The organism is Methylobacterium sp. D53M (assembly GCF_053345625.1).
Genome location: NZ_JBKFAL010000012.1, coordinates 1 through 20679, shown reverse-complemented (window position 1 = coordinate 20679; position 20679 = coordinate 1). Strand labels below are relative to the sequence as shown.

Below are 20679 nucleotides of genomic sequence, written 5' to 3'. Positions count from 1 at the left end.
TGGCGCGGAGGGCCTACGCATCAAACGCAACGGATTAGCCTTTAGGTTCGCCAATGACCAGGGACCGCAAGCTGAAAGTTGTGGCTGTCGCGGGCAGCGGCACGCTGTTCTTCCACGCGGCGGTGCTCGGCACCTTCCTCGCCGCGTCCGCCGCTCCGACGCCGCTGTACCGGTTCTACCAGGAGACCTACGCGCTCTCCCCCCTGCTCACGACCGCGGTGTTCGCCGTCTACGCGCTGGCGCTCCTCAAGGCGCTCCTCGTCGCCGGGTCGATCTCGGACCATCTGGGCCGACGACCGGTGATCTTCGGCGCGCTGCTCCTCGAGCTGGTGGCGATGGCCCTGTTCACGACGGCCAGCGGGGCTTGGGGACTCATCGCGGCGCGCTTCGTCCAGGGCGTGGCGACCGGCATCGCGGCGAGTTCGCTGGGCGCCGCGCTCGTCGACGTCGACCGGGCGCGGGCCCAACTCGTGAACGCGATCATGCCGCTGATCGGGATGGCGGCGGGCGCGCTCGGAACCAGCGCCCTCGTGCAGTACGGCCCGCACCCTCTCCACCTCGTCTACGCGATCCTGGGCGCGGTGTTCGCCGCGCAGGCCGCTCTCCTCTGGCTCACGCCCGAGACCGGCGAGCGCCGCGCGGGCGCCCTGCGAGCCCTGAGACCGCGCGTCGTGGTTCCGCCGCAGGCCAGGCGGCCGCTGGCCGCGATCACGCCCACCAACATCGCGACCTGGATGCTCGGGGGCTTCTACCTCTCCATCGTTCCCTCGCTGGTCGTCGCCGCGACGGGCAGCCGGACCCCGTTGACGAGCGGCGTCATGGTCGCGGCCCTGATGGTCGCCGGCGCCTTCGCGGTCCTCCAGCGGCGCGGCCGGGACGCCGCGGCCAACCTGACGATCGGGACGCTCGCCATGACCGCCGGCCTTGTCATCGTGCTCGCCGGCATGCACGGCGGGAGCGTGCCGGTCCTGATCGGCGGGACCCTGGTCGGCGGGGCTGGCTTCGGGACGAGCTTCCTCGGCGCCCTCGGGACGATCGTCCCGCTGGCGAAGCCGAGCGAGCGGGCGGAGCTCCTCGCGAGCTACTACGTCGAGAGCTACCTGGCGTTCAGCCTCCCGGTGATCTGTGCCGGGTATCTCGTGCGCCGGATCGGCTACGTGACGACCGCCGACCTCTACGCGGCCGCGATCCTCGCCATGAGCGCGGCCGGGTTCCTGGCGCGGCGGGCACTGACGTCGCGACGCGTCTCGCCCGGCTGACGCACCCTGCCTCCGGCGCTCCGGTCGAGTCCGCGTCTCGGAAGGGCACCGAAGCCGGCCGCCGGGGGCCCTCGCGCGATCGCGCCGCAAATAGCCGTCGTGCCGGCCGGGGCGATCCCGCGCGACCGTCCCGGCCCGGCCGCGTTGACCCGGATCAACGTCGCGCGAACGGGACGGCCGGTATAGGCACGCTCCCGGGACGCGGAGCCGAGCGGAGGCATCATGCGAGACTTCACCGTCGCCTGGGACGCGAACCGGCTGGCCTGGGTGCGGGAGCGCGTGCGAGCCTACCGCATGCCGCGCCTGCCGACGGGGGCCGGCTGGCGCTACGGCTGCGATCCGGACGTCCTGGCCGCCCTGTGCGCCCACTGGCTCGACGGCTTCGACGAGGCCGCCGCCGCGGCCGAGCTCAACCGCTTCCCGCAGATCCTGGCCCGCGTCGAGGATCTCGACCTGCATGCCGTCCACGTCGTCGGCGAGGCGGAAGGCCGGCGCCCGCTGCTGCTGATCCACGGCTGGCCGGGTTCGATCTACGAGTTCTGGTCGGTGATCGAGCCTCTGGCCTTCCCGTCGCGCCACGGCGGGCGGCCGGAGGACGCGTTCGACCTCGTGATCCCGGCGCTGCCCGGCTTCGGCTTCTCGAGCAAACCCGCCGCGCCGATCGGCGCGCGCAGCACGGCGCGGCTGTTCGACCGCCTGATGCGCGAGACTCTGGGCTACCCGCGCTACCGGGTGCAGGGCGGTGACTGGGGCGCCGGGGTCGCGGCCTGGCTCGGCCTCGACCACGCCGCGTCGCTGGAGGCGATCCACCTGAACTACCTGCTGGTGCAGCCCGATGCCGAGCCGGAGAGCGCCGCGGAGCGGGCTTGGCAGAAGCAGGCCGGAGCCACCCAGCAGGCGCTCGGGGCCTACGCGCAGCTGCAGGGCACCAGGCCGCTCTCGCTCGGCTACGCCATGGCGGACGAGCCGGTGGCGCAGCTGGCGTGGCTGGTCGAGCGCTTCCACGACTGGGCCGACCTGCGGGAGCGGCCCTTCGCGCAGGTCTTCACGAACGATCAGCTCCTGACCAACGCCCTGCTCTACATCCTCACCGATTCCTTCGCGACGGCGACGTGGTTCTACGCCGGCGCGCAGCAGGAGGGCGTGCGCCGGATGCCGCCGGGGCGGCGCGTCACGGTGCCGACGGCCTTCGCGGCCTACCCGGATCCGCGCACGCCAGCGCCGCCGCGAGAGTGGCTGGAGCGCGGCTACGCGGTCTCGCGCTGGCAGACGATGCCCCGCGGCGGCCATTTCGCCGCCATGGAGGCGCCGGACCTGTTCGTCCGGGACCTGCGGGACTGGGGCCGCGGCTGACGGCGTCGTCCCGCCGCATCGCGGACTCGGCCGGACCAGGTGGCACGAATGGGATCCTCTAGATCAGCGCGTAGCCCGCCCCGTCCCGCTCGATCCGTCCGCGGGCGGCGAGGTGCATCCCGGTCACGCTCAGGCCCTCCGCCGCCGCGCGGTCGAGGATGCGCCGGCGTGTCGCGATCGCCTGCGCCGGATCCGTGTCCCAGATGACGGTCCAGTCCGGGTGCGGCATCTGCAACAGCCGCGAGTGGATGACGTCGCCCCAGATCAGCATCCGGTCCGCGCCGTCCGCGATCAGCACGCCCATGTGACCCGGCGTATGGCCCGGGAGCGGCATCGCGCGGATGCCGGGGGCGATCTCGGCCTCGCCCGAGAGGCGGCGGATCCGATCGGGGTAGGCGGCGAGCACGGCCTGTGCCGTCTCGAACATCGGCCGCAGGGCGTCGGGCGCGGCGGCCCGCGCTCCCGCATCCGACCAGTAGGCGACCTCGCGCTCCTGCACCACGAGCTCGGCGTTCGCGAACCGCGCCAGGCGGCCCGGCGTCAGGAGACCGCCCGCGTGGTCGGCGTGGAGATGGCTCAGCCAGATGGTCTCGACCTGGTCGGGCCGCACGCCCTCCGCCGCCAGCGCGGCGGTCACCCGGTTGAAGTCCGGTCCGAAGACGGTGCCGCAGCCCGCATCGAGCAGCCAGTGGCGCGCGCCGCGCCGGATTAGGAAGGCGTTGACCGGCTCCGGCGACGGGCCGTCCCCGGAAAGACCGGCCCCCGTCAACAGAGCCCGTCCGGCCGGGCTCTCGGCCGCGGGCATCATGCGCGGCTTCAGCGGGAACAGCCCGTCGCGCAGGGGCGTCACGGTGAAGGCGCCGACCCTGTAGGGCGGGGTTCCGGTCGCGGCCGAGCCGGGGCGGTGCAGGCCGAGCGGCAGCAGGGCGGCGGCGGCGAGCAGGCTGCGGCGGGACAGGTGAGAGGCCATGGCGGGCTCCGCGGGAGACGGGACGCCGCCATCCTGCGGGGCGCGTGGGGCGCGGGCCAGGGATGTCCTCCCGCGCACGGCCGGGCATTCTTCCCGCGCTGCGTCGGCGCGGCTTGCGCGTCGGGCCCTTCCCGGTGCCAGATCGGCACGTCGCTTCGAGCCCGGCCGTTTCGCCCCCATGAGCCTGCCCGCGCATCTCGGCCTACGCCTCCTCGTGGTCGCCCTCCTGTGCCTGGCCGGAGCGGTCGCCTGGACCGGCTTCGCCGCCCAGGCGAGCCTGCAGCGGGAGGCCGCGACCTCGGCGGAGCGGATCGCCGCGCAGCTCGCGCGTCAGCCGGGCCTCGGCAGCGCCGGTCCGGTCGCGATGCCCGCCGCGCCGCCGCAGCCCGCACCGGCCCTCCTCACCATCCTCCCGGGGATCTGCGCCGACATCCAGCTCGGCGTCGAGTTGCCGCGGCGCGTCTGCGGCGACTGGGACGGCCTCGACGCCGCCCCCGCGTGGTTCCGGGACGCGGTCGCGGGGGACGCCGCGGTCGCGCCGACGATCCGCGCCATCGTCTTCCGCGAGCGCACGATCGGCAGCGTCACCGCTTGGCCCGATCCGACCGCCGCGGCGGCCCGCGTCTGGCAGCGGGTGCGTCTCGCGGGCGGGCTCGCGATCGCTCTGACGGCGGCGACACTGCTCCTCAACTGGCTCGCGGTCATGCGCCTCGTCGCGCCCGCCGGGCAGATCGTGCGCGGGCTGGCGAGGCTCGACGCGGCCCCGACCCGGTCGCCGCTGCCGCGCTTCGCCGCCGCCGAGTTCGACCGGATCGCACGCGCCTGCGATGACCTCGCCGACCGGCTCGCCCGCGCGGAGGCCGCGCGCGCGGAGCTGATGCAGCGGCTCGTCACGGTGCAGGAAGAGGAGCGGCAGGCGCTCGCGCGGGACCTGCACGACGCCTTCGGCCAATGCCTCGCCGCCGCGGGCGCCCGGGCGGCCGCGATCGAACTCGCCGCGCCCGACGACCGCGAGGATCTGCGCGCGGACGCGCGCGGCATCGAGGTCGTCCTCGCCACCATGCGGGAGAGCCTGCGCGGGGCGCTGGCGCGCCTCGAACTGCCCGACCTCGCCGAGACCGGGCTGGAGGACGCGCTGCGGGGCCTCGTGGCGGATTGGCGGGCGCAACTCAGGTCCGGCCCGGCCCTCCATCTCGACGTGGCCGGCGACCTCGCTGGCATGCCCGTGACCGTGTCGGCGAGCCTCTACCGCATCGCGCAGGAGCTCCTGACCAACGCCCTCCGCCACGGGCGTCCGAGCCGGATCTTCCTGCGGGTCGTCCGGACGGAGACCGGAACGCGGACGGTGACGCTCACGCTGGACGACGACGGCAAGGGCGATGTCTCGCGCACGTCCTCCGGCACGGGCCGCGGCCTCGTCGGCATCCGCGCGCGGCTCGCCGCCCTCGGCGGGAGCTTCACACTGACCGGCACCGGCAGCGGGATCCGCGCCTGCGCGACCGTCCCGACCGCGGTCTGAGGCGTCTCATGCCCACGTCCATCCTGCTCGTCGACGACCATCCGGTGGTGCGCGAGGGCTATCGCCGCCTGATCGAGCGACAGCCGGGACTCGTCGTGACGGCGGAGGCGGCGAGCGCGGCGGAGGCCTACCGCCAGTACAAGGCGCACGGGCCGGATCTCGTGATCCTCGACCTGTCGCTCCCGGGGCCGAGCGGCATCGAGGCCATCCGGCACATCCGTCAGTGGGACGGGGCGGCCCGCATCCTGGTCTTCAGCATGCGCACCGGGGCCGTCGTCGCGCGCCGAGCCTTCGCCGCGGGGGCGTGCGGCTACGTCACCAAGGCGAGCCCACCGCGCGCGTTGCTGGCGGCGGTGGCGGCCGTGCTGCGCGGCGAGCGGGCGATGAGCGCCGACATCGCCCACGCGATCGCCCAGGACGAGGTGGCGGGCGGGCGCTCGGCCGTCGACGCGCTGAGCCCGCGGGAAGTCGAGATCCTGAGCCTGACCGCTGGGGGGATGACGGCGCAGGCCGTGGCCGAGGCCCTCTGCTTGAGCCTGAAGACGGTGCACAACAACCTGTCCGGGATCCGCGCCAAGCTCGGTGCCCGAACCGATGCACACCTCGTCTGGATCGCCGTGGGCGCCGGGCTCGTGTGCCCGCCCGAAGAGCTGGCCGGCAGGGCGTGACGGGGACAGCGCGCATCTGTCTGAGTGACGGATGATCCTTCCCGACATCCATCGCTGAACTGCGCGCCGCGTTTAATCCGCGCCGATGCGTGCGTGAGGGCACTCCGCGATTGCATGTCACCATCTACTTTGCCATCGCGGCACGAAATGATGCGTGAAGTCACGGTTGGTGATTTTACCGAGACTGCGGATTAAACGACGATTACATGGAGAGGGCGTCGCTGCTCTTGGTCGGCGCGGTGCGCCGGTCGCGGGCCGGCGGGGAGCACCCGCGCACCGATGGCAGCGTGGTCGATCGTGGATCTCCCGTCGGTCGTCGGCTCTCGCCCCGCGGACGAAGCGCGCATCACCGCGCAGGCAGATCGGATCGGAGATTGAATCGGGAGGCTCGCCATGACTGTCGGACAAGCGATGACCCGTGGAGCGATCATCGGCCTGATCGCGCCGTTCATCTGCATCCATGCGGCGCTGGCAGCCGCGTTCACGGGGACGGGCGGCGGCCCTGAGACCACGATCAACGCGCCGTACCGCTCGTCGGTGGGGCAGACGGTGCCGCCCGGCGCGGGGGCCGCGCCGCTGCACGATCCGCGCGAGCGGACGCGACGGCAGAAGGACCTCGACGCGGTCCTCGGCAGCGTCTGCGACAAGTGCTGACGCCGTCGCGACAGGTCCGCCTCGAACATCGACCGACACGAACGGGAACGAGCATTTGCGTCCTCCGCACGACATCCGAATTCTCAGCCAGGTGCGCTGCCACCTCGGTGAAGGACCGAGCTACGATCCGCGCACCGGGACGGCGTGGTGGGTCGATATCCTGGAAGCGCGCCTGTTCGAGAAGCCGATCGCCAGCGCCCAGAAGGCGCTCGTCCACGTCCTGCCCGTCCAGGTCAGCGACATCGCGGCGATCGACGGCGCCCACCAGCTGCTCTCGGCGGAGGACGGTCTCTACGTCCGGTCGATCCGGGACGGGGACATCCGGATGCTCTGCCCCCTCGAGGAGGATCTGCACGACAACCGGTCCAACGACGGCCGCGTCCATCCGAGCGGCGCGCTGTGGATCGGCACGATGGACCGCGACGCCACCAAGGGGCGCGGCTCGATCTATCACGTGGCCGGCACGAAGGTGCACCGCCTCTTCGGCGGCCTGACGATCCCCAACGGCATCAGCTTCTCGCCGGACGGTGCCACCGGCTACTTCGTCGATACCGACGTCGGCGTGCTTCACCGCGTCCCGCTCGATCCGAGGACCGGGCTGCCGCGGGGACCGGTCGAGATCCATTTCGACCACCGCGGCGGCGAGGGCGCGATCGACGGCGCCGCCGTGGATGCCGAGGGCCTGATCTGGACGGCGCGCTTCGGCGCCGGCTGCCTCGACGCCTACAGCCCCGCGGGCGAGCGGGTCCGCACCGTGTCGGTGCCGATGCGGCAGCCGACCTGTCCGACCTTCGCGGGACGCGATCTCGACCGCCTGCTGGTCACGTCCGCCTACGAGGGCATGGACGTGGCGGACCGCGCCGAGGATCCGGAGCATGGCCGGACGATCCTGATCGACGTGGGCGCGCAGGGGCTGCTGGAGCCGGCCTTCCGGCTCTGCGCCTGACCAGGCCGGACCGCGGTTCTCGCCCGCCCTCGCCCGACCTCAGCCGGCGCGTCGAAGCGCAACACCCAGGAGACTTCATGACCGACGCGGGCGAGCGCCCCTATCAGCCGATCGAAGCCTACGCCCTCCTGAGCAACTGCGAGGGGTGCGCGCTCGTCGCCCGCGACGGATCGATCGACTGGGCCTGCCTGGAGCGCTTCGACGCCGACCCGGCCTTCTCCCGGCTGCTCGACCGCCGGCGCGGCGGCCATTTCTCCATCCGACCCGAGGGGCGGTACGAGACGGCGCGGCAGTACCTGAGCCGCAGCAACATCTTGGAGACCACCTTCACCACCCCGGACGGCTTCGTGACCCTGCACGACTTCATGGTCGGGCCGGAGGGCGGCCCGCACCGGCCGCTCCTGGTCCGGCTCGTCAGCGGCGTGTCGGGCCGTGTCCCGATGGTGGTCGTCTACCGGCCGCTGGCGGGCTTCGCCGAGTCCTTCGCGCCGCCGGAGATCGCGGGCGGCCGGGTGACGGCACCGGGATGCCCGGGCCTCGTCGCGGATGTCGAACTCGTGCGGGACGGCGCCGGGGCCGCCGCGCGGTTCGTCCTCGAGGGCGGGCAGGCGCGGAGCTTCAGCCTCTACGGCGATGCCCTGCCGGACGCCCCGCCGGACGCGCGCGCCCTGATGGAGCGGACGCGCAAGGCTTGGGTGCTGTGGACGCAGGACGCCGCCTACACGGGACCGCTCGCCGATGAGCTGATCCGGTCGGCGCTCGTGCTCAAGGCGCTGACATACGCGCCCACCGGCGCGATGGTCGCGGCGGCCACGACCTCCCTCCCCGAGGAGATCGGGGGGATCCGCAACTGGGATTACCGGTTCTGCTGGATCCGCGACGCGTGCCTGTCCTTCTACGTCCTGAAGAAGTTCGGCATGCTGCGCGAAGCCGAGGCCTTCTTCGGGTTCGTGTCCGACCTCTGCGCGCGGGCGGAGGGGCGGCTGCGGCCGCTCTACAGCGTCTCGGGCGAGGCCGACCTCGCCGAGACCACGATCGCGCATTTCGAGGGCTGGCGGGGCAGCGCGCCGGTGCGGGCCGGCAACGAGGCCGCCGAGCAGCATCAGGCCGACGCGTACGGGCAGGTGCTCGACCTGCTCTACCTCTACACACGCCTGGGCGGCACGCTCCCGGAGGCGATGCTCGGGCACGGCGCCCGGCTGGCCGACCTCTCCGCCGCGCACTGGCACCGCCCCGACGCCGGTCTCTGGGAGCCGCGCAAGCCCGAACAGCGCTACCTCCACGCGGCGATCATGAACTGGGTCGCCCTGGACCGGGCGATCCGCCTGTTCGGCCCGCGCGAGACGTGGTGCCGGGAGCGCGACCGCATCGTCGCCTGCGTGAACGGCCCGGGGATCCACCGGGACGGCTACTACCCGCAATATCTCGGCGGTGACGACGTCGACGCCGCCCTGCTGATGGCGCCCCTGGTCGGCTTCCCGGTCGACGAGGCCGCCTTCGCCCGGACCGTGGACGTCGTCATCGAGCGCCTCGGGCACGGCCACCTCGTCTACCGCTACCGGAACGACGACGGCCTGCCCGGCCACGAGGGCACCTTCCTGCTCTGCGCCTTCTGGCTGGTCGACGCGCTGCTCTGGCTCGGCCGGGACGCGGAGGCGCGGCTGCGCTTCAACGCCCTGCGCGCCCTCCAGAACGACGTCGGCCTCTACGCCGAGGAGGTCGCGCCGGACGGCGCTTTCCTGGGAAATTTCCCCCAGGCCTTCAGCCATCTCGGCTTCATCCACAGCGCCCTGATGCTCGACCTGTTCGACCACGGCGGTCGCGCGGCGGTGCAGGGCACCTACGCCGACCGGTCCCTGCGCGAGACGGCGCTGCGCCGGACACCGACCCTGGGCGGCCCCGACTGATCGCCGCCCGCCATCCGCCCGTCCGCTGTCGCCACCCCTCATTCAGCACAGGAGTGCCCATGTCCCGATCGAGCCGTCACGAAGCCCGTCTCCTGAGCGTAGACGAGGCCGATCTCGTCGCGCGCTCGCATCATCCCAGGCTCGGTGAGGTCGATGACGGCGGCTTGGCGGAACTGGTCGCGCGTCTTCGGGCAAGCCGCGACCGTGCGCGGGATATCTCCCGCCGGCAGCGCCGCGAGCTGCGCGGCAAGGCCGCCCCGTCCGGGGCGCGCGCCGCGACCGACAATACCGGGACCCGCCGGAAGGCCGCGGTGCTGGCAGCAGCGGTGAAGCGCGCCAGCAAGGAGAGCGAGCGCAGGCGGAACGCCCGGGCGCGCGGTCGCCTGGTCACGAGCTCCCGCAGGGCGCTGGCGATGAAGCAGGCCGCCGGCGATCACGGTCTCGCGCGACCGACCTCGCGCACCGCGCACGATGGCATGCAGGCCGTTCCGAACGACGGCCTCGCGCCGTCGGGCGCCCTCGACAGCGCGGGACACGAGATCGCGCGGCGGCGCGGCGGCGGTCCGCGGTAGCGCCAGACCCGGACGGCCGCCGCGGGCGCTCCGGGCTCGGCCCTTGCACACCGGCGTCGGCCTCCGCGGCATCTCACCAGTAGCGGACGGGCCGGATCCGCGGCGCGCCTCTCTTCCGGCCGCGGCCGGTCACGGGCGCGGGCCTCCGCCTCGCGGTGCGCGCCGGCGCGGATCCCGCGAGGTCCCTGTCGCGGCTCTCACGCGAACCTCGCGGACGCGCCCGTCATGGAGCGACAGGAGACGTCGGTCCTGGCAGGGTGGGATCCGATCGTGGCCCCGGGCCGAAGCGGAGCGTGCACCGACTGGTGCGCGCATGAGGATGTTGTCGATGCGGGGCGCGGCGCTGATTTTCGGGACACTTCTCGTGATCGCGACCTTCGTGTGGTTCATGTACTTCGTCCCCCTGGGATGTGCGATGAACACGACCGGGTGCCGGGAGACCTTCTCGGTCTGGAGCGGCGGCGGCCTGGTCCATTTCTGGGCGCCGCTCCTTGTCGCGAGCGCGGCGATCCTCTTCGGATTGTCCGGCTCCAAGTAGATCAGCGGTATTCGCGCATTGCGAGGCAGGGCCGCCGACGCTCCGGTCGTCGACGGATCTGGTCAGCGGCGACGAGAGGGTCGTCGATGAACGTCTAGACGGCTGTGCAGCCGTTCCGGTGATCTTGCCCCTCGGTCACGGGTCAGCTTGCCGGCTGGACCGGGCCGTGCGAGGTGTCGCCCGCGACGATGCCTGACGTGAGTTGATCCGCCGATCGCATGAGCCTCGCCGTCGACCCGACCCGCGCCCGGACCCTGATGACCGCCGATCTGCACCGCGGCTATCGCGGCCGGGAGGGCGACCGACGGGCCGCGCGGGATGCCGGTCGATACCAGTCTCGGCGTCGGATCAGCCCCGCGACCCGGCGAAAACGCGACTGGGCCGCCCATTGCAACATCGTGCCGGCGCCTGCCGGAGGAACCGCGTCCCGCGAGGCGGGACCGTTCGCCAAGACAGGGGATGTCCGGGAATGATCATCTGGTCCGGCTGGGGAATGCTGACGGCGCTGATCGCGGCGGCGGGCCTGATCGGCAGCGTGCTGCTCGATCCGGCGCTCGCCCGCCTGGGCGTCCCGACGCCCACGGGCGTCATCCTGGTGTGGGTGGTGGCGGCCGGCTTCAACTGGTGGCTCGGCACCCGGCTGAACGGCCGGCCGGGCCGCGAACTGCTCGACCCGCGCACGGGACAGACGGTGATCCTGCACCCGCGCCACACCCTGTTCTGGATCCCGATGCAGTACTACTCCGTGCTCATGGTTCTGCTCGGTCTGCTCGCCGTGATCGGTGCGATGCACGCCGGCTCGCCGGGCTGGCCTGTCTGATGGGCGCGCGTCGCGCCGCGGGTGCGCGGCCGCGACCTCTCCGAGGCCTCTCTGGCGCTCGACGCCGCGGCGCAGGGATGAAGCCCGTGGCAGCTCTAGGGGCAGTCCGGAGCGTCCGGTATCGCGTCGAAGGCCTGCGGTCCCGGCTGTGCTCGGGGGCGGACGACGACGCGGACCGTGACCCGACAGTCACCCGCCCGGACGCGGTAGCGCTCCCCGTCGACGCGCTCGACTGCATCGATCGGACGCGATCCCAGCACCCGCGCGGCCGCCTCCGCGACGGCCTGGACTTCACGCACGCGTTGCCAGGACGGCGGCAGGGCGGCCTGGGAAGTCGTCGGAAGCAGCGCGAGCCCCGTCGCGCTTAGCCAGCGCCGCGCGGCCATCATGCCCGGGCCTCCCGGGTCGTGGCGGGAGCCGACACCGGCGCCGGGACAGCAGCCCGGATCGGCCGGACCGCGAAGAGCCGAAGGCGTCGGCGCGTGGGCGTCTCTCCGTTCATGCGGCGGGGACGAACCTCAGCGGACCGCAAAGACGGAGGCCGGCGCCCCGTAGCGCCGGTCCCAGCCTTCCCACGCGACGTCGGTCGGTCCCACGGCGAAGTCGACGACCCGCCAGCCGTTTCCGTCCTGGCGCAGCAGCGCGGCGTAGTCGTTCGAGTCCAGATCGTCCGCGGCGCGAGGGAGGGGGCGGCCATCGGGCCGCTGCATCCGCGCGAAGAGGAAGGCCCAGGGGCCGACTTGGTTCAGGGCGTGCACGACGAACTGCACCGGCTGTCCCCGCCCGGCCTCCGCAGGGCCCCGGGCGACATCGAGCAGGGCGCGCCGCGCCGCGCCCTGCGGGGTCTCCGTCCCGGCCTGTGCGGGCTGTCGCGTGCCGTCGCCGCAGGGCTGCCAGGTTCTCTGGGCGCCGGTGTCGGCCGGGCGTCCGTAGCACCAGCCCGCGGCTGCGAGCCGGCGATCGAGGCCGTCGCGCCGCTCGCAGGCCGCCTGCGTGCGCGGATCGTCGCCGGAGCCGCCGCGGCAGAGGCCGTTGGCCGTGGTCCAGTCCCGGAGAAGCGCCGCCACCGGCTCGGCGCGCGTCGCCGTCGGCGCCGCGATCATCAGGGCGCAGAGCGCGCCGACGCGCCGTGTTCGCCGGGTCCGGTCTCTCCGGCTTTCGCAGGGCGCGCGGCCATCACCGGGGAGGCCGCCATCGGCCCGCGCGACGGCGTGGCGGGCCGGAGCAGCGGATCCGCGCGTCTCCGCACCGGCGTCACCCGACCGCGCGCCAGTGCCCGGACCACCGATGGACCTTCCGTGTCCCCCTGTCATGCCCTGAAATCCCTGCCTGCGCCGGTCTCACGTCAGCCTTGAGCAGACCAGACCGAGTTCCGCGCGCGTCCCGCGCGGGACGATCGGCACGATCGTCGCGCTCATGTTGGGCACGCGGCGAGACCTGTCGAGGGGATCGGCGCCGCCGCGGGTCGGAGCGGGTGCGCCTCCGCGGCGCTGCACGGCCGGGTGGCGATCCCACCGCCGGCACCGCCGAGACGGGAGCGTCCCGCCGCGAACAGCCGCGCTCGTCTCCGGCAACCCGCTGCGCCGGGCGCTGTTGGGTCTTCGGGAGTGGTTTCCATATGGCGCGTCGCATCCTGATCACCGGCGCCAGCATCGCCGGCAATACGGTGGCCTGGTGGCTCGGCCGCAGCGGCTTCGACGTGACCGTCGTCGAGCGCGCGCCCGCCTTTCGGGACGGCGGGCAGAACGTCGATGTGCGCGGCGTCGGTCGCACGGTGCTGCGCCGGATGGGTCTGGAACGGGCCGCCCTCGCCAGCGGCACCGGCGAGGAGGGGACGGCCTGGATCGACGGCCGGGGACGGGTCGCCGCGCGGTTCGACGTCGCCGGGGCCGAGGGTGATGGGCCGACCGCCGAGATGGAGATCCTGCGCGGCGACTTGGCGCGCCTTCTCTACGAGCCGGCCCGGGAGCGGGCCCACTATCGCTTCGGCGACCTTGTGGCCCGCCTCGCGGAGGACGGGGACGCGGTCGCCGTCACCTTCGCGGGCGGCGAGACGGAACGCTACGACGCGGTGGTCGTGGCGGAAGGTGTCGGCTCATCGACCCGCGAGCTCGTCTTTCCCGGAGAGAACGCGCCGCGCTGGATGGGTCTGACCATCGCGTACTTCACGATTCCCAGAATCCCCGACGACGACCGGATGTGGCGCTGGTTCAACGCCACGGGCGGCCGCAGCATCTCGCTGCGGCCGGACCGGCACGGCACGACGCGCGCGATGCTGACGCTCCGTCAGCCGCCCGGCGGCGAGCAGGACTGGGATATCGCTCGCCAGAAGGCGTTCCTGCGGGCGCGGTTCGCCGGTGCCGGGTGGCAGGCCGGGCGCGTCGTGGCGGGCCTGGACGCGACGGACGATTTCTACCTCGACGTCCTGCGCCAGGTGAGGATGAAGCGCTGGTCGTCCGGCCGCGTCGTGCTCACAGGCGACGCGGCCTGGTGCGCGACGCCCCTCGCGGGCATCGGCACGACGCTGGCCGTCACCGGCGCCTGCGTGCTGGCCGGTGAGCTGGCGCGCACCGACACGGTCGCGGCGGCTTTCGCGGCTTACGAGCGGGTCATGCGCCCGTATGTCGAGAGGGCGCAGGGTGTCCCGAAGCTCGCGCCGAAGCTCATGAACCCGCGCACGCGGATCGGCATCCGTCTCCTTCACGCGGCCCTGAACGTCGCGAGCAGGCCCGCCGTTCGCCGCGTCACCGCGAAGCTGTTCGATGGGCGCTCCGAGGAGCCCGATGTCTCCGCTTACGTCGGTCGATCGGCCTGAATCGGCTCCTCGGCACACACGCTCCGGCCGGTTCCACATCGAGCGCTCGGATCGCCACGGCTCGGTTCACTGCGGGGTCTGACCTTGGCTCAGGAACGACGGCGTCCGTTGTCGGGGCCGCCTCTCCCGACAAGACCGGCTGTGCCGGCGGGGGAAAGTCCTCCCTAGAATTGTGAGATCAATGTCTGTTGTTTCATGAATCGGATCCCTGTCGGGTCTCGACGCGCGCGAGCATGTCGAGGGCATCACCGATCGCGGCGAACTCCGCGGTGTTGTCGAAGATGCACCACGCGCGTCGGCCGAGGGCCTTGTGCGCTCCGAGGCGCTCGGCCATCCGGGACAGGACGCGCGGTTCGTACGCCGAGTAGTACATGCGCGGCGAGCCGTGGAGCCGATAGTAGACGAGGTCCGGCCAGCCACCGGGCATGCCGGCGTTCCGGACCGGCGCGGGGTCGGCCGCGACACGGGCGATCGCGAGGCCGACGAGCAGGCGGTCGACATCTTCTGTGAACCACGTGGCGTGGCGCGGCTCGCAGACGATGTCGCCCGGGAAGCGCCGCCGGAATCCCGATAGGAAGGTCGCCGCGGACGGGCTGTCGAAGGCCAGACTCGGTGGGAGCTGGAGCAGCAGCGGCCCGAGTTTTGTCCCGAGGCCCGTGACCTCCCCGAGGAAGCGCGCGAGGGGCTCATCCACGCCGATGAGGCGCCGCTCGTGCGTGATCGATCGCGGCACCTTCACGGCGAAGCGGAACCCGTCCGGCACCGCCGCAGCCCATCTCGCGTAGGTCGTCGCCCGATGGGGCCGATAGAAGGCGGTGTTGATCTCGACCGCGGAAAAGCGCTGTCCGTACCGCTCCAGATGGCTGCCCGCCTCTGGGAACTGCGGCGCGTAGGCCTTGGGCAGGCTCCAGCCCGCGGTTCCGACGGCGATGGCGTCTGATGGATGCATGGAATACCGCTCGGGGCCGAAGCCATGCCGGCCCGACCGGCGATCGGTAGACCGGGATCTGCGCGCATGCGAGCGCTCGACGAGGTGTTCGACCGTCTCCCGCAATCCGCGTTCCGGCGACGCTTCCGGCTGGCGATCGCCGATCGGGTCTACCTGCGAGAGAAGGGGCTCCCGACGGTCTTGGACCACGCGCGGGACTTCGTGCGGCGACGCCTCGCGTCTGCCGAGCCGAGGAACGACGGCAAGCAGACGCCCTTTCGCGGTCATCCCGTCTTCACGGCGCAGCACGCGACGGCAACCTGCTGCCGCGGTTGCCTGGCCAAGTGGCACGCGATCCCCGCCGGCCGGGCATTGACCGCCGTCGAGCAGGCCCACGTGGTCGCCGCGATCGCGCGCTGGCTGCGCTCCGAGGACCCCGAGGCCGCCTGAGGCGCGCGCCAGGCGGGCGGCCGGCGCCGCCGAGACGGGGCAAAGTCGGCGTCGCGGACGAACGCCGCGATCCGGTCACTCCCGCCGGGGCGCTTCAGGCCCGGCGGCGTGCCGCTGCCGGTCGCGGCGTCCGGGCCACACGGCCCCGCCGCTTCTCCCGCTCCGCGGGCCGCTTGGCCTTCGCCCCTCCGGAACTCGCCTCGTCCCTTCCCTGCCGCGGCTGCGCGGCGTGTGCGTCGAGGAAGCGCCGGCACGCGTCGAAGTCCGTCTCCGCGTCCGGCGGGCACGGGATGCCGCGCTGCTGGGCGAGGCTGCGCGCGTAGCCGACCATCGCCGCGCTCGGGCTCCGCTGGCCGTCTGCGCGGCCGGCGTCGTCCTCCTGCCCGGCACGCGGCCCGGCATGGGTGTCGAGGAACGCCCGGCAGACGCTGATGCTGCTCCTGCAGCCACGCGGCAGCGTCACGCCCTTCCGCTCGGATAGGCTCACGGCGAACGCCACCATGGCCGGCGTCGGCGGCCGCTGGTCGCCCTGACCGGCCGGGATCAGGCTCGGATCGAGGCTGACGGTCGGCGCCTGCGCGATCGCTGCGATCAGGTCGTCGAGGCGGGCGCGGGTGCGCTGGCGGAAGGCGGTCGCGCGCGCGACCGCCTCGGCGCGCGTCACCGCCCGGCCGATCTCGGCGAGCTCCGCCTCGAACATGGCGCGCCCGACCGGATCTCCGTAGGCCGGGAACACGCTGCGCACCGCGCGGACGAAGGTCAGGCCGACTTCGGTGACCTCGATGGCCGGATCCTTGCCGGTAGACAGCGTGATGTAGCGGCTCTTCAGGAGCTTGGGCAGGATCGTGTCGCGCGTCGCGGCCGTGCCCAGACCCTTCGGCTCGTTCGGGTTGGCGGGGTTTTCCAGGGCGCGCTTGGCGGCCGGATCGTCCACTTGGTCGATCAGCCGGCCCATCACCACCGGCAATTCGCCTCGGGTGATCCGCCGCGGCGGCTCGGTCTTCGCGGTGGCGATCTCCGCCGTCGCGGCGGAGGCGCCCTCGCCGTCGGTCACGAGCGGCAGGCGGGTGGCGGTGGCTTCCGCCTCGCGCTTGGTCTTGCCGGGCACGGCATCCGTTTCGAGCTCGGCCTCGCTGCCGTAGAGCGCGCGCCAACCCGGGGCGCGCACGACGCTGCCGGAGACGGCGAACCGCCTCACGCCCAGCGGTGTCGCGACATCCGCCGTGACGCTCGTGCGCGCGTCGACCCCGTCGGGCAGGTGCGCGGCGAGATAGGCCTTCGCCACGAGTTCCCACAAGCGGAACTGATCGGTGCTGAGACGGCCGCGCTCGGGCGCCTTGCGCAGGGGCACGATGGCGTGGTGCTCGCCCGGATCCGCGACGTAGTGGCCCTTCAGGCCGCGACGGATCAGCGGCGCAGCGTCGCGCGGAACGACTGTGCTCAGGTCGGTCAGGACGGTCGTGACGGCCGCGATGATCGCGGCGGGATCGCCGGCCTGGCCCTCGGGCAGGTGCTCCGACTCCGTGCGCGGGTAGCTGAGGTACCCCTGATCGTAGAGGTCCTGAGCGATGCCGGCCGTGTGCTGCGGGTCCCAGCCGAACCGCTTGGCGCAGCGTCGCGCCAGGGTGTCCTTCGAGAACAGCCGGGGCGGCGCGCGCCGGACATCCCTGTGCGCGACCGCCAGAGGGCCCGACCACGTCGCCGCGGCGGACCGGATCGTCTCAGCGACCGCCGCATCGAGGATCCGCTCCTTCGGGGCGTGCCAGAGGGTGATCTCCGCGCCTGCATGGGTCCTAAGGTGCAGCGCGACCTTGAAGAAGTCCTGCGGCACGAAGGACCGGATCCGCTCCTCCAGGTCCGCCAGGATGGCGAGGGTCGGCGTCTGGACGCCGCCGAAGCGCCAGGGCTCCCGGAAGGCGGGCGGGCGCAGGCGCAGCGAGATCGCCCGCGTGCCGTTCAGGCCGAGATGATAGTCCTCGTACTGCCGGCAGAGCGCCTCGAGATAGGCGGCGTAGTCGCGCTCGCCCGAGGCGGGATCCTTGGCCATGGCCGCGAAGGCGCGTCGGATCGAGACCTCGTCGAGCGCGCCGAGCTTGAGCCGGTCGACCCGGCCGTTCCAGCCGAGATGCTCGAGCACTTCCCACGCGATCATCGAGCCCTCGCGACCCGGATCCGTGGCGATGATCACGCGGTCCACGCCGCTCAGCGCTTGCCGGATCGCGGCGATCTTCGGTGCGTGCGACTGCCCGGACCGGTTCGTGCCGTAGCCGACCGGGATCGTGGGAAGGACGATCGGGAGGAGGTCGAAGCGCCAGGGCTTCCACTCGGGCCGGATGCTGCCCGGCTCCTCGGCCGACAGCAGATGTCCCTCGGCGGCCACGCAGACCGTGCTCGGCGAGCGGAAGAAGCGCTGCAACTGGCGCATCGCCGAGGGCTTCTCGAAGAAGAACAGCGTGCGACCGGAGCTCGGAGATGACATGTCGCTGACCGCTCGGGCTGTCGCCGCGCCTGACCCAGGGTTCACATTTTGTTCCAGGCGGGCTCGGGATGCAACTGGCGCCGCGAGACGGGAAGCCGTGGGGAAGCCGGCGGCGTGTCGCCCTCCCCAGGCACACCGGCCGGCGCCGCGATGCTGGAGCGGCGCTTGTACCTGTGCTCCGGGCTCGCCCGCGGCGGCGACCCGGAATGCCTCCGTGGCCGGATTCCCGCCTGTGGCTGGCGCGTCGCCGTCGACCCGCGCACCGTCCTCCGAAGGCTCCGGGCACGCGCTCGCGTTCTACGGGTTGGCCGCCCCCTGTGCCTGCCGAGACCGGCGCGCCTTCAGCGGGCACGGCACCGAGGCCCGGTCGCTGGCCTAGCCGGCCGCGTGCGCCGAGCCGGGCTTGTTGCCGTGAATGAGGTCCCGACCCGCGTAGATGCCGCCCACGACCTGCAGATCGAGACGCTCCGCATCGCGGCGCCGGACCTCCGCCAGGATCGCGCTGGCCGCTTCCGGTTCGGCTCCGGTCGTCAGGAGCGCCTGCTCGCCGAGGAGCAGAGCCGACTCGACCGTCTCGCGGATCTGGTAGGCCACGCCCGCCTGGATCAGCTCGACCGCGTGTTCGCGATCCCGGGCGCGCGCCAGCACGGGCACCAGGGGGAACTCCGCCTTGGCGATCTCCGCGACGCGTCTGGCCATCGCGGTGTCGTCGACGCAGATCAGGATCGCCCGCGCCGTCGCGGCGCCGGCCGCGTGCAGAATGTCGAGGCGGGTGCCGTCACCGTAATAGACCTTGAAGCCGAATCCCTCGGCGAGACGGATGTTGCTCGGGTTCGTGTCGATGATCGAGACCGAGCAGCCCTGCGCGATGAGCGGCTGACTGGCGATCTGGCCGAAGCGGCCGAACCCGACGATCAGGGCGCTGCCCACGAGGTCCTCGGGCGCCTCGACGCCGTCGATGGACGGGACGGCCTTGGGACCGAGACGATCGAAGGCGACGACCATCAGCGGCGTGATCGCCATCGACAGGATGATGGTGGCTGTCAGGACGGCGTTGGTCGTGCCGTCGATGATACCCGCGCTCGCGGCGGCCGCGTACAGCACGAAGGCGAACTCGCCGCCCTGCGCCATCAGGGCGGCGCGTTCCAGCGACTCGGCGTGCGAGGCGCGCAGCACCCGGGCCACGCCGGAGATGAGCAGGCCCTTCACGGTCATGTAGGCGGCGACGCCCGCCAGGATCAGGCCGGCATTCGCGGCGATCACCGTCAGGTCGAGGGACATCCCGACCCCGAGGAAGAACAGGCCGAGCAGGATGCCGCGGAACGGCTCGACATCGGCCTCCAGCTGGTGGCGGAAGCTCGACTCCGAGAGCAGGACGCCGGCCAGGAAGGCGCCCATCGCCATCGAGAGGCCGCCGAGCTGCATCGCGAGGGCCGAGCCGAGCACGACGAGGAGGGCCGCGGCCGTCATGACTTCGCGCGCCTTGGCGGCGGCGAGGAGGCGGAACAGCGGGTTGAGCAGCCAGCGCCCCGCGGCGACGAGCGCGCAGACCGAGAGCAGGGCGATGGCGACCGTGACCGCGCGCTCCGTCGCGCTCGCGGCGCTCCCGCCCGGCGCCAGAAGCGCGACGGCGGCGAGGAGCGGCACGATGGCGAGATCCTCCAGCAGCAGGATCGCCACGATGCGCTGACCCTTCGGCGTCGAGAGCGCGCCGCGCTCCTCCAGGAGCTGCATGACGATCGCGGTCGAGGTCAGCACGAAGCCGGTCCCGGCCACGAAGGCGACGGTGATCGAGAAGCCGAGGGCGAGTCCGACCAGGGTGAGGGCGGCGATGCAGGCGCCCACCTGGGCGAGGCCGAGCCCGAAGATCGCGCGGCGCATGCCCCACAGCCGGGACGGCTCCATCTCTAGCCCGATGATGAAGAGGAACATCACGACGCCGAGCTCCGCCACGTGGAGGATGGCGTGAGCGTCCGTGAACAGGCCGAGCCCGAAGGGCCCGATCGCCAGTCCTGCCAGGAGATAGCCGAGGACCGATCCGAGGCCGAGCCGCTTGAACAGCGGGACGGCGATGACGCCGGCCGCCAGGAGGGAGACGACCTGAACGAGTTCGCTCGCGGCACCGGATGCTTCGACAGCCATGGCGGGGTCCTTCCGTGGGTGCACTGGCGCCCCGCGGCCCGTGCAGGGCCCCGACGTCGCGCCGACGGATCCATCTTGAGCGAAGCAAGCGCAATCAGAAATGGAAACTATCGAAACGGATCGTTTCCATGAGCGCTCATCGTGCGGCCTGCTCTGACGCGCGATCCGGAGCGAGGCCCCTCGTCCGGATCACGGAGGGGTGTGCTGAGAGGCTGGCGCGGCGACGGGTCTCTGCGCGCGGGGGCTCTGCCGGATCCGGGAGCGGTGTCCGCACACGCGGACGACCGCGCCCGTCAGCGTCCGGCGGTCGACGAAGAGGGGCGATTGACAGCCGATTTCTGGCGCCCTATACGGCGCCTCCCGACGCGGTGCCCGGCGAGGGCGGGCCGCTCGGACGGACTTCCACTGAAGACTGCAAGCAACGGTCGGCGATCGCCGAGTAGTTTTTTGTTGATCTTCAAATGGCACTTGTGTAAACAGGCGCCGTTCTTTGACAAGTGAATACGGGAAAGAGAAGCGTGGACGGCGCTTGTCCTTGCGGGTCCGGCGAGAGCCGGATCAACGAGAGAAGCGAGCTGTCTAACGCTTCGGAAGCTCACACATCCGGGCAGTGATGCCGGGATGATTGTGAGCCTCTGTCAAGTAGTTGTGATCAGCTT

At 72.6% G+C, this 20679-nt stretch carries 18 protein-coding genes; 12 read left to right on the top strand and 6 right to left on the bottom strand.

The features are described from left to right. Positions 1–53 precede the first annotated feature (53 nt). Together ACLBYG_RS17400 and ACLBYG_RS17395 are read left to right on the top strand one after the other, a co-directional pair. The gene (locus tag ACLBYG_RS17400) at positions 54–1259 is read left to right on the top strand and encodes an MFS transporter (RefSeq protein ID WP_447682213.1); all 1206 of its coding nucleotides are present in this window, start codon (positions 54–56) and stop codon (positions 1257–1259) included. Positions 1260–1481: 222 nt separating this feature from the next. Continuing rightward, entirely contained in the window at positions 1482–2612 is a 1131-nt protein-coding gene (locus ACLBYG_RS17395; protein ID WP_447682212.1) for an epoxide hydrolase family protein, read from the top strand. A 58-nt stretch (positions 2613–2670) separates the two neighbouring features. Here the strand turns inward: ACLBYG_RS17395 and ACLBYG_RS17390 are convergent, their stop codons facing one another. Further along, entirely contained in the window at positions 2671–3582 is a 912-nt protein-coding gene (locus tag ACLBYG_RS17390) for an MBL fold metallo-hydrolase (RefSeq protein WP_447682211.1), read from the bottom strand. Between the two features lie 178 nt (positions 3583–3760). On the opposite strand from ACLBYG_RS17390, the gene ACLBYG_RS17385 reads away from it, so the two are divergent. From ACLBYG_RS17385 to ACLBYG_RS17350, 8 genes are all read left to right on the top strand, one after another. Further along, positions 3761–5101: a sensor histidine kinase gene (locus ACLBYG_RS17385; RefSeq protein ID WP_447682210.1), complete on the top strand. Its 1341-nt coding sequence runs from the start codon at positions 3761–3763 to the stop codon at positions 5099–5101. Between the two features lie 8 nt (positions 5102–5109). Next, positions 5110–5769 carry a response regulator transcription factor gene (locus tag ACLBYG_RS17380; protein WP_020094410.1) on the top strand — a complete coding sequence of 220 codons (660 nt, stop codon included), beginning with the start codon at positions 5110–5112 and terminating at the stop codon, positions 5767–5769. Between the two features lie 411 nt (positions 5770–6180). Then, positions 6181–6423, top strand: coding sequence for a hypothetical protein (locus tag ACLBYG_RS17375; protein ID WP_020094409.1), 243 nt, complete (start codon positions 6181–6183; stop codon positions 6421–6423). Positions 6424–6514: 91 nt separating this feature from the next. Beyond that, positions 6515–7369: an SMP-30/gluconolactonase/LRE family protein gene (locus tag ACLBYG_RS17370; RefSeq protein ID WP_447682209.1), complete on the top strand. Its 855-nt coding sequence runs from the start codon at positions 6515–6517 to the stop codon at positions 7367–7369. A 77-nt stretch (positions 7370–7446) separates the two neighbouring features. Further along, the gene (locus ACLBYG_RS17365; protein WP_447682208.1) at positions 7447–9276 is read left to right on the top strand and encodes a glycoside hydrolase family 15 protein; all 1830 of its coding nucleotides are present in this window, start codon (positions 7447–7449) and stop codon (positions 9274–9276) included. Positions 9277–9335: 59 nt separating this feature from the next. Next, positions 9336–9848, top strand: coding sequence for a hypothetical protein (locus tag ACLBYG_RS17360; protein ID WP_447682207.1), 513 nt, complete (start codon positions 9336–9338; stop codon positions 9846–9848). 313 nt (positions 9849–10161) lie between these two features. Beyond that, positions 10162–10386, top strand: a complete 225-nt coding sequence (locus tag ACLBYG_RS17355) for a hypothetical protein (RefSeq protein ID WP_447682206.1) — start codon at positions 10162–10164, stop codon at positions 10384–10386. A gap of 469 nt (positions 10387–10855) precedes the next feature. Continuing rightward, entirely contained in the window at positions 10856–11206 is a 351-nt protein-coding gene (locus tag ACLBYG_RS17350) for a hypothetical protein (protein ID WP_447682205.1), read from the top strand. A 95-nt stretch (positions 11207–11301) separates the two neighbouring features. Here the strand turns inward: ACLBYG_RS17350 and ACLBYG_RS17345 are convergent, their stop codons facing one another. Both ACLBYG_RS17345 and ACLBYG_RS17340 read right to left on the bottom strand, forming a co-directional pair. Further along, positions 11302–11595 (bottom strand): hypothetical protein, encoded by a 294-nt coding sequence (locus ACLBYG_RS17345; protein ID WP_020094403.1) that lies wholly within the window; start codon positions 11593–11595, stop codon positions 11302–11304. Positions 11596–11724: 129 nt separating this feature from the next. Further along, on the bottom strand, positions 11725–12309 hold the full coding sequence (locus ACLBYG_RS17340; RefSeq protein ID WP_447682204.1) for a hypothetical protein: 585 nt from the start codon (positions 12307–12309) through the stop codon (positions 11725–11727). A 515-nt stretch (positions 12310–12824) separates the two neighbouring features. On the opposite strand from ACLBYG_RS17340, the gene ACLBYG_RS17335 reads away from it, so the two are divergent. Beyond that, positions 12825–14021 carry an FAD-dependent monooxygenase gene (locus tag ACLBYG_RS17335; protein ID WP_447682203.1) on the top strand — a complete coding sequence of 399 codons (1197 nt, stop codon included), beginning with the start codon at positions 12825–12827 and terminating at the stop codon, positions 14019–14021. A gap of 193 nt (positions 14022–14214) precedes the next feature. Here ACLBYG_RS17335 and ACLBYG_RS17330 read toward each other — a convergent pair whose 3' ends face one another. Continuing rightward, positions 14215–14970 carry a DUF72 domain-containing protein gene (locus ACLBYG_RS17330; protein WP_132368780.1) on the bottom strand — a complete coding sequence of 252 codons (756 nt, stop codon included), beginning with the start codon at positions 14968–14970 and terminating at the stop codon, positions 14215–14217. 66 nt (positions 14971–15036) lie between these two features. Here ACLBYG_RS17330 and ACLBYG_RS17325 point away from each other — a divergent pair, with 66 nt between their 5' ends. Next, positions 15037–15399, top strand: coding sequence for a DUF4186 domain-containing protein (locus ACLBYG_RS17325; protein ID WP_042669993.1), 363 nt, complete (start codon positions 15037–15039; stop codon positions 15397–15399). A 94-nt stretch (positions 15400–15493) separates the two neighbouring features. Here the strand turns inward: ACLBYG_RS17325 and ACLBYG_RS17320 are convergent, their stop codons facing one another. Both ACLBYG_RS17320 and ACLBYG_RS17315 read right to left on the bottom strand, forming a co-directional pair. Beyond that, a complete protein-coding gene (locus ACLBYG_RS17320; RefSeq protein WP_447682202.1) occupies positions 15494–17878 on the bottom strand; it encodes a type IA DNA topoisomerase in 2385 nt (794 codons plus the stop codon). A gap of 375 nt (positions 17879–18253) precedes the next feature. Next, the gene (locus ACLBYG_RS17315) at positions 18254–20020 is read right to left on the bottom strand and encodes a monovalent cation:proton antiporter-2 (CPA2) family protein (protein ID WP_447682201.1); all 1767 of its coding nucleotides are present in this window, start codon (positions 20018–20020) and stop codon (positions 18254–18256) included. Positions 20021–20679 lie beyond the last annotated feature (659 nt).